The organism is Kamptonema formosum PCC 10802, assembly GCF_000332335.1.
Lineage (GTDB): Bacteria > Cyanobacteriota > Cyanobacteriia > Cyanobacteriales > Oscillatoriaceae > Oscillatoria.
Genome location: NZ_KB235948.1, coordinates 3,635,850 through 3,650,836 on the forward strand (window position 1 = coordinate 3,635,850; position 14,987 = coordinate 3,650,836).

Annotated in this window: 17 protein-coding genes; 5 read left to right on the forward strand and 12 right to left on the reverse strand. The window is 54.5% G+C overall.

The features are described from left to right. The first annotated feature begins 160 nt into the window (after window positions 1–160). Window positions 161–610 (forward strand): BON domain-containing protein, encoded by a 450-nt coding sequence (locus OSC10802_RS0115610; protein ID WP_017717705.1) that lies wholly within the window; start codon window positions 161–163, stop codon window positions 608–610. 280 nt (window positions 611–890) lie between these two features. Here the strand turns inward: OSC10802_RS0115610 and bioF are convergent, their stop codons facing one another. The 3 genes from bioF to nusA form a co-directional block, all read right to left on the reverse strand. Beyond that, on the reverse strand, window positions 891–2,123 hold the full coding sequence (gene bioF / locus OSC10802_RS0115615) for an 8-amino-7-oxononanoate synthase (protein ID WP_017717706.1): 1,233 nt from the start codon (window positions 2,121–2,123) through the stop codon (window positions 891–893). Window positions 2,124–2,507: 384 nt separating this feature from the next. Beyond that, complete coding sequence (locus OSC10802_RS0115620) at window positions 2,508–4,394, reverse strand: alpha-amylase family glycosyl hydrolase (RefSeq protein ID WP_026098518.1); 1,887 nt, start codon at window positions 4,392–4,394, stop codon at window positions 2,508–2,510. A gap of 150 nt (window positions 4,395–4,544) precedes the next feature. Further along, a complete protein-coding gene (nusA, locus tag OSC10802_RS40335) occupies window positions 4,545–5,675 on the reverse strand; it encodes a transcription termination/antitermination protein NusA (protein WP_155967853.1) in 1,131 nt (376 codons plus the stop codon). A 296-nt stretch (window positions 5,676–5,971) separates the two neighbouring features. Between nusA and OSC10802_RS0115630 the strand changes: the two genes are divergently transcribed. Further along, window positions 5,972–6,418 carry a helix-turn-helix domain-containing protein gene (locus OSC10802_RS0115630; RefSeq protein WP_017717709.1) on the forward strand — a complete coding sequence of 149 codons (447 nt, stop codon included), beginning with the start codon at window positions 5,972–5,974 and terminating at the stop codon, window positions 6,416–6,418. 399 nt (window positions 6,419–6,817) lie between these two features. Here the strand turns inward: OSC10802_RS0115630 and OSC10802_RS49985 are convergent, their stop codons facing one another. Then, window positions 6,818–6,955 carry a hypothetical protein gene (locus OSC10802_RS49985; RefSeq protein ID WP_155967856.1) on the reverse strand — a complete coding sequence of 46 codons (138 nt, stop codon included), beginning with the start codon at window positions 6,953–6,955 and terminating at the stop codon, window positions 6,818–6,820. Window positions 6,956–7,185: 230 nt separating this feature from the next. Here OSC10802_RS49985 and OSC10802_RS0115635 point away from each other — a divergent pair, with 230 nt between their 5' ends. Then, window positions 7,186–7,485 carry a hypothetical protein gene (locus OSC10802_RS0115635; protein ID WP_017717710.1) on the forward strand — a complete coding sequence of 100 codons (300 nt, stop codon included), beginning with the start codon at window positions 7,186–7,188 and terminating at the stop codon, window positions 7,483–7,485. Window positions 7,486–7,639: 154 nt separating this feature from the next. Here the strand turns inward: OSC10802_RS0115635 and OSC10802_RS49990 are convergent, their stop codons facing one another. The 7 genes from OSC10802_RS49990 to OSC10802_RS56515 form a co-directional block, all read right to left on the reverse strand. Beyond that, window positions 7,640–7,783 (reverse strand): hypothetical protein, encoded by a 144-nt coding sequence (locus OSC10802_RS49990; RefSeq protein WP_155967859.1) that lies wholly within the window; start codon window positions 7,781–7,783, stop codon window positions 7,640–7,642. A gap of 98 nt (window positions 7,784–7,881) precedes the next feature. After that, a complete protein-coding gene (locus OSC10802_RS0115640) occupies window positions 7,882–8,250 on the reverse strand; it encodes a PIN domain-containing protein (RefSeq protein WP_017717711.1) in 369 nt (122 codons plus the stop codon). Further along, complete coding sequence (locus tag OSC10802_RS0115645) at window positions 8,247–8,480, reverse strand: ribbon-helix-helix protein, CopG family (protein ID WP_017717712.1); 234 nt, start codon at window positions 8,478–8,480, stop codon at window positions 8,247–8,249. The genes OSC10802_RS0115640 and OSC10802_RS0115645 overlap by 4 nt, the downstream gene beginning before the upstream one ends. A 488-nt stretch (window positions 8,481–8,968) precedes the next feature. Further along, window positions 8,969–10,456 carry a serine/threonine protein kinase gene (locus OSC10802_RS0115650; RefSeq protein ID WP_017717713.1) on the reverse strand — a complete coding sequence of 496 codons (1,488 nt, stop codon included), beginning with the start codon at window positions 10,454–10,456 and terminating at the stop codon, window positions 8,969–8,971. 393 nt (window positions 10,457–10,849) lie between these two features. After that, window positions 10,850–11,287 (reverse strand): hypothetical protein, encoded by a 438-nt coding sequence (locus OSC10802_RS0115655; RefSeq protein WP_155967862.1) that lies wholly within the window; start codon window positions 11,285–11,287, stop codon window positions 10,850–10,852. Between the two features lie 336 nt (window positions 11,288–11,623). Further along, a complete protein-coding gene (locus OSC10802_RS0115660; protein ID WP_017717715.1) occupies window positions 11,624–12,001 on the reverse strand; it encodes a DUF1823 family protein in 378 nt (125 codons plus the stop codon). Window positions 12,002–12,367: 366 nt separating this feature from the next. Next, the gene (locus OSC10802_RS56515; RefSeq protein WP_026098519.1) at window positions 12,368–12,745 is read right to left on the reverse strand and encodes a CPBP family glutamic-type intramembrane protease; all 378 of its coding nucleotides are present in this window, start codon (window positions 12,743–12,745) and stop codon (window positions 12,368–12,370) included. Window positions 12,746–13,114: 369 nt separating this feature from the next. On the opposite strand from OSC10802_RS56515, the gene OSC10802_RS0115680 reads away from it, so the two are divergent. Next, window positions 13,115–13,408: an acylphosphatase gene (locus tag OSC10802_RS0115680; RefSeq protein ID WP_017717718.1), complete on the forward strand. Its 294-nt coding sequence runs from the start codon at window positions 13,115–13,117 to the stop codon at window positions 13,406–13,408. 47 nt (window positions 13,409–13,455) lie between these two features. After that, complete coding sequence (gene yidD / locus OSC10802_RS0115685; RefSeq protein WP_026098520.1) at window positions 13,456–13,713, forward strand: membrane protein insertion efficiency factor YidD; 258 nt, start codon at window positions 13,456–13,458, stop codon at window positions 13,711–13,713. Window positions 13,714–14,725: 1,012 nt separating this feature from the next. On the opposite strand, the gene OSC10802_RS49995 is transcribed toward yidD, so the two are convergent. Next, on the reverse strand, window positions 14,726–14,974 hold the full coding sequence (locus OSC10802_RS49995; protein WP_155967865.1) for a hypothetical protein: 249 nt from the start codon (window positions 14,972–14,974) through the stop codon (window positions 14,726–14,728). Window positions 14,975–14,987: the final 13 nt, after the last annotated feature.

Here is a 14,987-nt window from a genome sequence, read left to right on the forward strand (position 1 = left end):
CACCCCCGTGCCGGCGCGAAAAGGTCGCGAAAAGGGTGCACTGTCCCACCTCTTCCTTTGACTGAATCACTGAGCAATTAGCCGGCAAAAAAAGCCGCTTTTCAAGTTGCCACCAACGAAACCGATCTATGCATGCAGATTCAAGGGAGAAACTCAAAAAATGAAAAAGTTCATTCCATTGCTGCTCAGCAGTCTCCTGGTTGTTGGCGCTGCAGCTTGCAACCAGGCTAAGACGAGTTCAGAGGCTCCCAATTCTCCAAGCGACACCGGCGGACAGATGTCGGCTGGGAGCAACCAAAACGATGCCAGCAGCCAGGTTCGCGAAGCGCAACGGGAGTCCGATCAGCGGGCTATCCAAGAGCGCAACGAGGCGACCGGCGGCAACACTAACCAACTGCCTGATAACGACATTAAGAGTCTAGTGCGCAATCAGCTGGAGAAAAACTTGCCCTCCAGCCAGCTAACCGTGGAGTCAAAAGATGGGGTGGTGACGGTAACAGGGCAAGTCGCCTCTGCCGACCAGCTGAAACAGATTGAACCTTTGGCCAGGAAGATTCCGGGTGTCAAGAGTGTGAATGTTCAGGCAAAAGTTGCGTCCCAAACTAAATAATCTCACAGCTCAAACTTCAATAGGGATGCCTGCTCAGTGAAGAGTGAGGAGAGGTTTTCTCTCTTCACTTTTCATTTTTATCGTTTCATCTCATGGCCGGTATTTATAGCAGTATGCACTTAGGTTAGAACATTAGACCTTCAGGGCAGGCGTCTCGCCTGCCTTACGCCTATACTTCGTATCCCAGTATCGATCAACTGACTGTCTATTGCTATAACATCCCCCTTTTGTAAATAGAATCTTCTGGTGCGTTTTGCTGGCGCAGAACGCACCCTACTGCTTAATGTGGTGTGTGGTGGGTTACGCTAGCGCTAACCCACCCTACAGATAGAGGCTTTGCGCAAGTCCTGACCCAGTTGAGGTGGCGCAGCGCTCCCACTAATTGCTGAATGTGCGCCGGCTCGTGGGTGGCCATGACTGTGATGCGAATCCGGCTCACCGGCACGGTGGGGGGGCGAACCGCTGCAGCAAAGATGCCAGAAGCTTTCAGCTGCTGCGCAACAGCGAGCACCGCACCGGCATCGGGCACCGGCAAACACACAATCGGGGACTCCTGGGAAATAGGAATAATTCCGCTGTCGAGCAGCTGCTGTTTCAAGTCAGCCACATTTTGCCAAAGCTTTGCCCGCCGCTGGGGTTCGATTTTCACAATTCCCACCGCCGCCAGCGCTGCGGCTGTGTCCGCCGGCGACAGGCCGGTGGTGTACACCCAACTGGGGGCGCGATTCCGCAGGAAGTCTATCACAGGGGCTTTCCCGGCGACGTACCCGCCCAAACTGCCCAGGGCTTTACTGAGGGTGCCCATTTGAATCAGCGATCGCCCCGTGCAGCCGAAATGCTCCACACACCCCGCGCCGGTTGCGCCAAACACGCCGGTGGCGTGCGCTTCATCCACCAGCAGCATGCAGCTGAACTCTTCTGCTAAATCTAGCAGCGCGGGGAGTTGACAGATATCGCCATCCATGCTAAAGACGGTATCGGTGAGGATCAGGCAGCGGCGGTGGTGCTGCCGGTGCTGCTGGAGCTGGGTTTTTAAATCGAGGATGTCACAGTGGCGGTACTCCACAATGGCCGCGCCACTGAGCTGGGCTCCATTTTTGAGGCTGGAGTGATTGTACTGGTCAGAAAGAATTAAATCGCGTTTGCCGGCTAAGGCGGCGATAGCGCCCAAATTGGCCAGATAGCCGGAACTGAATACGAGGGCGTCTTCGGTTTGTTTGAGTGCGGAGATCGCCAGTTCGAGCTGCCGGTGGGGGGGCCGGTGGCCGCTGAGCAATCGCGCGCCGGTGCTGCCGGTGCCGAATTCCTGGGTGGCGTCAACGGCGGCTTGAATCAAGCGATCGTCGCCGGCAAGTCCGAGATAGTCATTGCTGGCAAAGTTGATCAGCTCGCGCCGGTCGATCCGCACCACCGGCCCGGGACGTCCCTCGAGCGTTTGCGGCGAGCGATACCAGTTGGCGCGCTGAATTGTCGCCAGAGATTGTTCTATCCAAGTGTAAGGATCTGTCGGCATGGCTATCTAGCATTTTGTGCTTGATTTTCCCATAATTTGGGTGAGAGTGGTAAATAGCCGGTGGCAATTTGCAGCCGCCTTGCGCAGCGGTTTCTTCGCTTGCTATTTCTTCCTGACTGCTATAAATGGTGTGCCTTCTACGCTGTTGTTCTGCACCAACTCCCGCTCTTATACTGTATTAAAGGATATTATAGCCTTTCTCATATTAGTGAGGTACTGAGAAACCCGGTTTCTTAAAGAAACCGGGTTTCTAGGCCATAGTTCATTTAACTGAGAAGCGCTATAGCTTTCTTTTCAGTCAGGACTCGCACTCTCGCTCAGCTGCCGGCAGCCGGTGAGCGCGGCAATGCCGCGCCCCTGCGGGTGCCGGCAAGCCTCAGGCGCTCACACCGCCCAAGTGTCCCGCCACTTCACAGTGCCTTCTTTTGCCAAAATCCAGCGCCGGCAGACCAGATTTTCCCGCAGCGGTTCTTGGTTTTCCCGCCACATGGCATACTTAAAGGCGATTGCCTTACCCGCACTTTCAGTAAAGGGAATCTCCCCAAACCAAGTGTTAGCATTGATATATTCTAGCGCGTAAGCTTTGCTAAGATCCCAATTTCCCAGTTCCGGACAGTCTCCAGTCACCACAATGGTTTCACCTGGCTTGGTGACCGCCCCATTCACCTGAACTCGCGCGATGGTTTTTCCCTTGACCCGCTCTCCAATGTAACTGAGGACTACCATTTCCTTGGCCCCCAGGTGCAGCCCAAGTAACTTGCCATCTTTTACTTCAAACCGGCGCTTTGTCAGCAGGCAGCTATACTCGCCATCCTCCAAATCGGTGGACTCCACATCAATCGTCACCGGCTCGCCTTTATTCACCGCCACAAAACAGCGGGAGTCCCGGTAGCGCCGCAGGTAGCAGTAGACATCGGAGGTGATATATTTTTGCACCTGGCTCCCCAGAGACACCGCTGGGTTGAGCCGGCGCAACTTGGAGAACAGCTGCAAATCCTTATAAATCTGCGTGTCCGTGTCCCACTTCTGCATCATCGGGCGGTTGTGAGGGTCATTCCCGCCATTCGTGTCGTTGTGGAGATACTGTTCTGTTCCGTAATAAAGGCAGGGAATACCGCGACACGTCGCCATTAGGTTAACAGCCAGCCGCAACATTTTTGGGTCAGTATTTAAGCTCTGAAATCGCGGCATGTCGTGATTGTCAATAAAGGTAATCAGTTCTGTCGCCGTGTCGTACAGATAATCCAGAGCCAAAATTTCCTCGATAGCGTGAAATCCCCCCCCTTTACAGAACACCGCCCGGATCGCATCGCACAAGCCGAAATCCAGAATCGACATGCCTGATTGATTGGCAAAATGAACCGACCGGCGATCCTGAGGCTTGCTGAACCCCCACTCGCCAAACATAAACACAGAAGGTTTGTGGGTGCGCATGTCGGCAGTAAATTCTTGCCAAAACCACAGGGGCATGTGCTTGACTGTATCGACTCGCAAAGCATCGACTCCCCGGTCTAGCCATAGCTTGATTGCGGTTTTGATGTATTGGCGAAATTCATGATTGTTTTCATTGAAATCTGCCAAGCCTGACATTTCTCGGTTTTCCAGCTGCCACTGATCTTCCCAGTCTGTCACTTCGCCGTAGTGGTGATACCAGTTGTTGGTATCGTTATAGAAGTCAGCGATTAAAACTCCATCATCGTAGAGTTCTCCTTTATGCCCGTTTACATCGGGGCTGCTGTGATTGCAGACAATATCTAGAATCAGCTTCATGCCCCGGGCGTGCATCTCAGCAATCAATTGGTCGAAAACGGCACAGGTGAACAGGGAGGTTTTCTCATCCTTGCCCACAAAGCGAGGGTTAATTCGCTTAAAATCTTTTGTCCAGTAGCCGTGCATGGCGGCACTTTCAAACTGTAGATCTTCCACCTGCTCAAAGATGGGGGAGATCCAGATAGCTGTGACTCCCATCCCTTTTAGGTAGTCGAGTTTGTCAATAATCCCTTGCAAGTCACCGCCCCAGTATTTGCCCCACTTTGTCCGAGTTGCATCGTAAAGTTCTGGGTTGGGACCTTCATTGTTGCTGGAGTCGCCATCGTTAAAGCGATCTATAATGATGAAATAAATTGTTTCTTGGCGAAACTCAATCGCTCTGGTGAACAGAAACTCAAACTCCGCTTCCTGAACGGGTTTGACCTCTGCGGTGTGAAACCCAGCAGCAGCAGAAGCAGCTTTGGCCTCAATTTCAGCACGAGATGGAGGAGTTTCTACCATAAAATAAATTTCCTTGTGGAGAGAGATTGACAAGTGTCTCAGTGCTGGCACTGAATATCCTTCCATTATCCACAATGCGGGCACATTTTTTCGCAGTAGGGCGCGGGGAGAGGCACCCTACTCGCAAGGGCGGTGACACCTGACCTGCTCCTAGCTGTCAGCAGCTGCTGTGACTTCAATTGTCCAGCCGGTCAAACGGGCGGCAAGTTTGAGGTTTTGCTTCTCTTGGCCAAGAGCTAAGGGCAGTTGGCCGGCGGGGACGATCGCCTCGGCGAGACACTCCTGTGGGTCGAGGACTCTCACTTCTTTCACCTGGGCTGGGGCGAGGGCGCGGGCAATGAAGGTGGCTGGATCAGCAGACCAGCGGACGAGTTCAATCTTTTCTCCCCGCAATTCGCTGACTGCGGTTTGCAGTCGCTCCCCTCCCTCTCCCATACAGGTGGCGATCGGGTCTAGATCGGGCTGTTGGGTGTCCACTGCAATTTTGGATAGGGGGGCGACTGTGGGGGAGGAGGGGATTGAGTCCCGCGCCACGCTGACGATCTGGACAATCTCCTGCTGAATTTCGGGGACAGCCTCCGTCAGGATGCCGGCGACTAGGCCGGTGGTGGCTCTGGAAACTCGCAGCTGTGGCCCAGAGCGCGGGGTTTCATACACTTTTTTGAGGTACACTTTAAATACACCATCAACTTGATAGTTGTCTTGGTGCAACTTTTCGTAGTTGGGCAGTTCGGCTTCTACCTCGGGTTTGCCCAAACCGCTGCTGATTCCCATGACGATCCCTTTGCGATCGAGGCGAACCACCCGCGCTGGCAGCACTGTCCCTCTGAGTTCTTGGAACTGCTCCCTGATCAGCCGGCACTGCTCCTCTTGCAGTTTTTGGGTCAGCACCTGTTTGGTTTGCAAGGCGGCTAGGCGACCGAATTCCCCTTGCTCCGGCGTAACGTCCACCACAATGCTGTCACCAAGCTCAGCTGGGGCTAGGTGCACCGGCACCCCGTCGATCGCGACCTCACTGTCCGGGTTGGCGACTTTTTCCACGACCGTCCTGATGGCCAGAACGCGAAACCCTTCTGCCTCCAGGTTGAGCTCGACTTGAAAATTGCGGAACTCGTCTTCCTTATACTGGGGCTGGCTCACGCTTTGCAAGCGCCGGTAGCGCTCGTATCCTTTGAGGAGCGCTTCTCGCAGGGCGTCTTGGACGACCGACTGGGGCAAGTTGCGCTCGCGACTCATGCTGTCGATTATGGCTCGGAGTCCAGGCAGACTGACCATTGACATGACAATTTTCGATTTTAGATTGTGGATGAGCCATCCCCAACTGGGCGGCTGGCCGTTTTTATATTGTTGACCTTAAGGTGCGATTGCGGAATAAGGCAAAGGCAAAAGCCGCCCGGGCGGCGAATTTCGGGAGCTTTGGGCGTTTCCCGAGCGTCACGATCAAAGCAGAGAGAGGTTTTTGGGGATTCATGCGAGCGGTGAGGAGATGCGGCTGGGTTTAGTCGCTTGGCGCGACTGCAGTCAAATTCCACCTAAATAACATAAAATAAAAACAGAGAATTCCGCAGAAGAACCTTATGCCGGTTAAAAATTTTCTGAACGTGATGCAGGTGAAGCGACTGCAAAAAGCGCTGCGACAGAGCGACTGCCCCCGTTTGAGGGAGCACGCTCTGATTCTGCTCTTGCAGAATGACGGCAAGACCTACGAAGAGATTGCCGAATTTATTGGGTGTTCTTACCGAACCGTTGCCTACTGGTGCGTGCACGGAGATCCAGACAACCTGGACAGCCTGCGAGACAAGCGGGAGCAGGGGAACTATCGGAAGGCGAACGATGAGTACATCAAAATATTGCTGGAAACCGTTAGAAAAGACCCCCGAAAAATGGGCTATGACTTTGAACCGTGGACGAGTCAGCGCTTAGCGGCTCACATGGCAAAAGAAACCGGCATTGAACTCAGCGCCACCCAAATCACCCGGATTTTGCGAAAAAACCGCGTGCGTTTGCCCCTGAGCCGGGTTTAAACGCCGGCTGAGAGCGTTTGAGTGCAAGTTAGATGTATCTAAGGGGAGGGCGATCGCACTCCCCTCAAGAGGAAGGCGACGGCGCTGGTGGGGGAGATGAGGCGATCGCCCGTCGGAGGAAGGAGTCTCGACCAATAGAGAAACTCTGCTTCCCTCTCCCGCCTTCCTTGCAAAGCGCTTCTGGTTGGGAATTGGGCTCTGGCCTTGTGGGGGCGCGACATGTCGCGTCCCTACATGCTTGAGCGCTTGGGCTCGCAGCTCCAACGATGGACCTCAGAGCTCGAACGATCGACCTCTGAACTCGAACGATGGAGTTCCGAGCTCGAACGGTGAACCTCCGAGCTCGAACGGTGGACCTCCGAACTCGAACGATCGACCTCAGAGCTCGAACGGTGGACCTCAGAGCTCGAAAGATGCCGTTCCGAGCTTGACTTGTACAGACGCGACAGGTCCCGTCTGCACTCGAACGGTGGATCTCGGAACTTGAATGCCCTTGGGGCGCTCGCTCTGTTTTTTCTCCGACGGTAGGTTGTACATTACCATATTCTCCAGGTGCTGTCAAGAGGTTTGCCACCAGACGAGCGCCTTTTTTTTGTGGCTCTGAGGTGGAGGTTTCGAGCGAGTGCCGGGCGGGTTTATCGATCGCCGGCATTTTGGCCCACATATTTGGGCGTAGCAGATTTCACGGATGAACCCCACCCCCCAACCCCCTCCTCGCGTGCGGGGAGGGGGAGAAAGAGATGGCTCTGGTGGGGGCGGGTTGATTGATGTCCAGCGTTGGGGGCCAAAGATGGCCGGTGCCCCAGTCCCAACAGCCACCCGCATTTCGGGGTTTCTGGCTTTTCTGGGGCGGGTTGATTGATGTCCAGCGTTGGGGGCCAAAGATTTTGGGCGAACCCGCCCCTACAGTCACCGGCATTGTCTCTCGGGTGAATCCGCCGGCGCAACACCTTATATATATAGAAGACTTTCCGCGTTTAAGCCGGCGCAGGCGGGCGAAAGTCTGTCGCAGTATCTCGATCCTGGGACTAAGCGCTTTCACCCTGGGCAAAACAGAAGAGGGATAAATTGCACGAGACGGAGAAAATGCCGGTGCCACAGCATCTTACCGCACGCAATTCCTTCTTGGCATCCCCTCACGGCAGCGGTTCATTCCTAAATCAAATCCTCCCAGAGAGAGCGCCCCCACATTCTTGGCAGTCCTTCACTGCGGAGGTTCATTCATACCCCCTCACTCAACCAGACGCCCTCCCCGCGAGCGGAGAGGGAGTTAGGCGCTGTGTTTTTGCCTCCAAGCGCAGGCGGCGTCTCGCCGGCGAACACCAAGAGCCGGTGAAGTGCGAGCTTTTCGCAGCGACAGCTCATACCCAATTGAGATAGACAGTATTTTTGACTCTGGCTGAAAAAGCTTGCTAGACTTTTTTTCAATCCAAAATTCAAAATACTTGCCTCCGAAATGGGTATCACACCCTGTAGGGAATCATCACGAAATCATAGCGATCTGGCGGGAAATCCCGACTGTTGCGCGTCACAAAAATCAGCCCGTGAATCTGAGCGAGAGCGGCTTGAATCGCATCAGAAAGCCTCCATCCGTTCTCTCGGCGCAAAGCCGCAGCCAAATCAGCCACTTGCGCATCAACCGGCAGCGTGTAAAAGCGATCCAAAAGTTTCTCCGCCAGCAGCGCTTCTGGCGGAGAGAAGCCGGCAAGAACCTCAGCCCTAGCAATCGCCGAAATAGCAATTTCTCCCTGGTTGTCCCTGAGATAGGAAGTAGCCGCAGGGATATTCTTGAAATGGTCAATCAGGATAACCGAATCTAGCAACAGTCTCATTCGCACTCCGAACGCACAGCCTGCTGGTAAGCCAAACCATCCCCCTTTTTCCAAATTCCCTTAGTACGATCCAGGAGCGTATCAAGAGACGGCGAGTTCGCCTCATCTTCCTGGCGCATGCGCCGAATCGCTTGGCGGATCAGAGACGTCATCGGCGTCTTAGTTTCTCTCGCCTTATGCTCCAGCCAGCGTTTATCTTCCGGGTCTAGGCTAATTACAGTGCGGATCATTGGCTAACATTGATATCATTCCAGTAAAATGATATCACAGGCAGCAATCGTCGGATCTCCCCACCGCCTTTTTTTTCGCGCCCTCCACCCGTCTCCCTTAACGGGTAGGACATCGGGTGGTAAGGGGTGTGGGATTTTCCCCCTGAGGGGGTTGGGCTTGCCGCTATCCAGCAACTTGGCAACCCCCGCTCATATCGTGCCGGTGGTTGGGTGCGTGTCACTTTTGAATCCGGGATCTGGTAAAGCGCTGTGCCACACAGCCCGCAAAGCATAAAAACCCGCCCCGGCAGATCCCGAACCCCTGGCGAAAAAGACAAAGGAATGGAAGCATGTAGGGGCGGGTTCACCCACCACCTGTGCCACACAGCCCGCAAAGCATAAAAACCCGCCCCGGCAGATCCCGAACCTCTGGCGAAAAAGACAACAGTCTCTTTCTAATCGTCAGGAAACTAGCAAAAGTTCACCGGCATCTCAACAGCCCCATCTCCTTACCGCAACCGGCTCCCCAACCAATCGCGAATTTCATTCGCCAGCCAAACCAGCTCCGCCTCGCTCAACTCTTGCCCAAAAGCAAATTTCTCCCAACCCCTCTCAAAATTCGCCGTTCCAATCACCACACCCAACTGCGGCGGTAAATTCCTGAGATTTGCGATCTCATAATAAGGAGCCACAGACACATCCTGAATCTCATCCGTAACCCCCTTCTGCCGGCGATAGTTTAACAGCCAAACCTGCTGCCACTCCATCCCAAAACTTTCCCGGTCAAAATAAATATAAGTGCGCTCAAAATAGCTGGGCCGGCGAGCCAGCCAGTTCCCCACCAACAGGCAAAGCGCCACCAAAAAACCCGCCTCCACCAAAAGCATCAAAAAGCGAATCCCATAAACAATTGCCGGCAAACCGGCACCCAGCAACACCAGCGCCCCAGTCAAAGCGCCGGCACGCCACAAAACCGTCCCTTTCGCCAGCGCTTCCGAAGAACCTTTCAATTTGCCCCCCAACGCATTTAAGCCGCCTTTCAGGCGCTCTAGGCCGCGATTCAGAGCGTTTTTTACCGGCTCAATCGCCTCAACTTCCACCCGAGCCGGAATTTGAATTTCCAGCCGGTCCGGCGACTTGCTGAGAGTCACGCGAGTGCTGGCGGGCGCAGCAATATCTGCCACTGCCGGCTGAACACTCAGCAGCCCCGCGATCGCATCTCGCGCTTCAACAGCCGAAGTGAAACGGCGCTCAAGAGCCGGTTGAGTCAGGCGCTCAATCCAGCGCACAAAATAGACACTCACATCCTCGCGAACCCGATCGCGAAATTGAATGCGCAAATCTCGCTGAGGCAAATCAAAAGGAGGCGTGCCGGTGAGCAAATGAATCAGCGTCGCACCCAGCGCGTACAAATCCGAAGCCGGCACCGCCATCCCCCCATACTGCTCCACCGGCGCATACCCGTAAGTCCCCACCACCGTAAAACTCACACCCGCAGACACCCGATTTTGCACCGCCCCAAAATCCACCAGATAAACCCTCTCATCCGCCCCCACAATTAAATTGCTCGGCTTAATATCGCGGTGCAGCACCGGCGGCGTCAGCCCGTGCAAGTAGATCAGAATTTCTAGCACATCTTGAGCGATTTTGCGCACGCCCTCCTCAGAAAACAGCTCCCCCCGTTCCAGCAACTGCTTCAGCGACAAGCCAGGGATATATTCCTGAACCAAACAAAACGAGAGAGTCCCCTCATCAACAGTAAAATGATCGCGATACTTGGGAATGTGGGGATGGGAGAGTAGCTTCAGTACCTGCGCCTCCCGCTCAAACAACTTTAAGTCATCCCACTGCATCTGACCCCCAAAAGCCAGCAGCTTAACCGCCACTTGCTCCCCTGATTGCAAATCCTCAGCCAGCCAAGTCTGGCGCACCGGATTGTCGCTCAGTTTCTGTTTGAGCTGATAGCGATTCTGCAAGACAGAGCCTGATTCCAGCATAGTATCACCCGGGCACACAAAGAAGCTTCTACTAAGATAACCTGTCTCTCCTCCCTCGTTCCCTCGTTCCCCGCCGCAGCCTGGGAATGAGGATCTGGAGACTCTGCCTCCCTTTCTCCCACAAGTCCTGTCCTATACCTTATACCACTTAGGGACAGGCCGGACGCCTGTCCTACGCCTTCTGTGACGTAGCACAGGCGTCTCGCCTGTGCGTCTCGCCTGTGCACCTCGCCTGTGCGTCTCGCCTGTACACCTCGCCTGTGCACCTCGCCTGTGCACCTCGCCTGTGCACCTCGCCTGTGCACCTCGCCTGTGCACCTCGCCTGTGCACCTCGCCTGTGCACCTCGCCTGTGCACCTCGCCTGTGCACCTCGCCTGTGCGAACCGGCATCCCTACCGTCGCCAGACATCGGGATCGTTCGGCTCATCCGGAAGCCAGACATTGGGGTTTGGGCTCACCTGCACTCCGCCCTTCTTAGAAAACGCCACCCTGACCACATTAGTTTGCCCCACATCCAGATAGTCCGACGCCCAAACATTGAAACTGGTGATGCCGGTAATCACCACCCGATACCCGCCGGGGGGAAGCGTAACAGTTTGCCGGCCATTGAAATAGCGCACCTGCAACACCGGCTTGCCATCAATCCAGACATCGCCCCACTCCTCCCCACGAGCAACGAACTTCACCCGCACCTTACTGGACTGGCACCGTTCTGGGTAATCGGCGACAGTCGCAGGCTCCCGCAGTGCCGGCAACTTAGGAATAGCGCTAATCGGACTAGCAAAAATCACCGAAGATAGAAACGCAAACAGCATCCAAGTTTCCCCCACAATTCTCGCTCTCGCGATCTCTGGGGCGGGTGAGAGTCCCCGCCGCCGAAACGCCGGCTGCAAAACTCAGCCAAACCGAGCGTGCCGAGAATTTCAATCCCTGATACGAAGTCCTATTGCAGCAGTCATATTGGTTAGGACATCAGTGACCTAGGGCAAAAGGCGTAGGGCAGGCGTCTCGCCTGCTCTCTTGATCTAATGTCCTAACCTCAGTACATACTGCTATACAAACTAGCGGGGCGCTATTGATAGCATAGCACCTTTTCCGACAAAAGTTGTATTCAGCCCCAGAGAAAACGGCGATAACTTTTCGCCGCAATCACCTGGAGCCGCAAGTCAAAGTTCCGCGCTTTTGGCAATAGCCATATAGCTCAACAGCCAGTTAGCCATTGTCGCCCGGCGAGTTTGCCGGGGGCCAAACTCGCCCAATTTGTAGCCCTTAAACCCCAGCTGTTCTTTCAGCAACTGCTTGTTAGGCGCAGGAATCGAGCGAGTCAGCTTCACCGTAGCCGGTCGGCTGTCAATAAAATCGGGCGGTTCTGCGTACTCATCCCGCCATTCCGGAGCCACGCCCGAAGCGTCCCACTTGCCGGCGGAAGCATCATAGCGATAGCCCAGATAGTGCCACACCAGCCGGTTCACCGTAGCGTCATCAATTTCTTCCTTGATAATCGCCCAAATCGTTTCATTATTCAGTGCCGGTAAATCAGACATAAGCAGCAGTTAGTTGTTCGGGTGTACTTTTTTATGACTTCTTAAGTGTGCTGAATTAACAGTTAAAATTTTCCCACCTTTGACTCATCTTATAGTAGAATATAGCAGCAGTCATATTGGTTAGAACAATAGAAGCTTCGGGACCAGGGGAGCAAGGGAGGCCGGAATGTAGGGTTCCTAAATGCTTACTGCTATATAGACGTAGGGCAGGCGGGACGCCCCCCCTGAAAGTCTAATGTTCTAATCTAAGTGGCTGCTGCTATAGAGTCAAGTTTAACTCCCCTTCCCCGCCAGCGGCAAGGGGGTTGGGGGGTGGGGTTTCCGCCCGCGCCCGACGGAATTCCCACCGGCACACTTCTCCCCGATTCAAGGATACAGCTTTCCGCAGCCACCCAGAAGTACCAGCCACACGGCCACAACGATCCAGTGAATCACCACCGGCGGCCAAAGAGAGCCGGTGTGCAGATACGCCACACTGCGGGCAACCCCCAAAAGCGCTGCGGAGAATAGGAAAAGAGGAGTCCTGAAAATGGTGTCGTGTCGGGCTGCGAAAATATTCAGCGGATGGTATACCACAAAAAGCGCCTTACCTGACACAACCCCAAAGCCACTGCGCCCCGGGGGAAGCATTTTCTGAGGGGTGAGGGAGGAGCAAAACCCGAAAAAAAAGCTCCTCTGTTTCAATCCCGGTTCCAAAGATTCGCTGGCCAAAAATATGCTCCTCCTACCCCCGGCTGAAATCATTATTGCATTTATTTGGGCTTCCTCGCACAACCGGGATGCTCCGCCACAGACACCCCGGGCATCAGAAAAGAAACCGCCAGGATATTGGCAACCGCTGGCCAGGATTTTATAACCTCAACGTGGATAAAACCCAGCTTCAACCCAACCAGCAGCGCAATCAGCGCATAGATCCCCAACAGAGCAGCTGGCACCAGCCAGCCGGCGGCACATGGAATCGTTGAAACAGCAGCACCGGCATTTTTCGGCGAGCGCCCCGGCAGCCAGCAAATTGGCTAAATATCCAGAAACCATCACACAGCAATCTTTGCAAAACTTTACTTAAGCCTTAAAATCGAAAGGAAAGCAACCAGAGATCCAGACCGCACGCGAATGCAGAACCCATCACCGCCGCAGCCAGTCCGCGCCCGCGTTACCGTTTCCGGGAGAGTGCAAGGAGTCGGCTATCGGTTTTCAACCTTGGATGAGGCGAGCCAGCAGGGAGTCACCGGCTGGGTACGCAACCTTTCCGACGGAGGTGTGGAAGCAGTCTTTGAAGGAACCAGAGAAGATGTGGAAGCCATGATACGCTGGTGTCACCGGGGGCCCAGATCTGCTATCGTCAAAAATGTTACCGTTGAGTGGGAGGAGCCGGAAGGGCTGCCGAAGTTTGAAATTAAGCGGTAAACTCGTTCCAGCCGCAATTAATTCTAATGAGTGAGAGGAGGTCGCAGGTGAAAGTATTGCTCGTGGGGCTAATTCGCGGCTATCGAATGTTCATTTCACCCCTGTTTCCCCCCGTCTGCCGGTTTCAGCCCACCTGCTCCCAGTACGCTCTGCAAGCCATCGAGCGCTTTGGCCCGTGGCACGGCGGGTGGATGGGCATTCGGCGAATTTTGCGGTGCCATCCTTTCCATGCCGGCGGCTACGATCCTGTCCCCGAAGTTATTGAAACAGCCGCAGAAAAAACACGAGACGACAGCACCCCCTGACCCATTTCCGGGTTTGTAGTTGGGCTAAAGCCCAAAAGTTCGTAGTTGGGCTAAAGCCCAAAAGTTCGTAGTTGGGCTAAAGCCCAAAAGTTCGCAGTTGGGCTAAAGCCCAAAAGTTCGCAGTTGGGCTAAAGCCCAAAAGTTCGCAGTTGGGCTAAAGCCCAAAAGTTCGCAGTTGGGCTAAAGCCCAAAAGTTCGCAGTTGGGCTAAAGCCCAAAAGTTTGTAGTTGGGCTTTCGCCCTACCGGCGCGGCTCTGACAAAACTGAACGAAGATTGCTATAGCGCGTCTAAATCCTTTGGACAATTCCTGTAGGGGCAGTCCCCCCCTGGCTGCCCCGACCGGCGGAGGTTGCGCCAATTATTTAGACGCGGTGTATATTATGGCACCCTATATGGGAAAGCTATCTAAAAATGTAAATTTTTCTAGAACGGTTCTCCTGGAGGTGTTGTAGGGCGCTGCACAGCAGCCCCGGATGATAGGTTTGCAGGGGTAGGCCAGCCACGGAGACAGATCTTGTGCCGGCGGACACCCGCAGGGGGATTGCCCCTGCAGGTCTTTCGGGACAGCCACAGCGCGATGGCCCCTACAAGAGTGGCGAAATTCTTCCCTCCCTTTTTGAGAGGGGCAAGGGGGGGGAGAAGCTATTGCGCAGTTAATTTGTACTGTCGCCCACTGTTTTATTCCCTGCCTTACATTGAAAACGAGGCTCTGGAGGCTTCGCACACTTGCTACAATGAGCAGATTAAAAGTTTAGCAGCTTTTCTGCAGCTGACTCAGCTGAAATCTGCGGTAGAAGAGCGGGGCAGCTTCAGGCGGGTGGCGGGGAAGGTCACGGAAAGCTCAGGACGGTAAGATATCAGACATAAAAGCAGGATTTTTAGGCGGATGGCACAGAAATGGAGGTGAAAACGGATTCGACCGGCTGGCAACAGGACAGAGGCTTTCCGCGAGAAGGGGGAAACAAATTGCTCCCTTCTCACTTCAGTCGTTGCAACTTGCCCATTGCGCCCCTAACCCCCCGCCCCTGCAGTGTGGCAGGTTCGGCAACCCTCGATCGAGTCCCGGACGGCTTGAGTGCCCCAGCCACACTGGAAACTGGCGGGTTGGGAGAGCGTCTCGCTCAGCATGAACAGTAATGTGGAGCTATATTTCAGTGAGTTGTGGGAAACAGATGTCAGATAAATTGCGGCCAGTTGCTGCCAGCCCAACCCAATTTGCGAGAAATTGGGTCCTTGACGCTGCAATTCAAGCCGAGTCATGGTATTTTGCAAC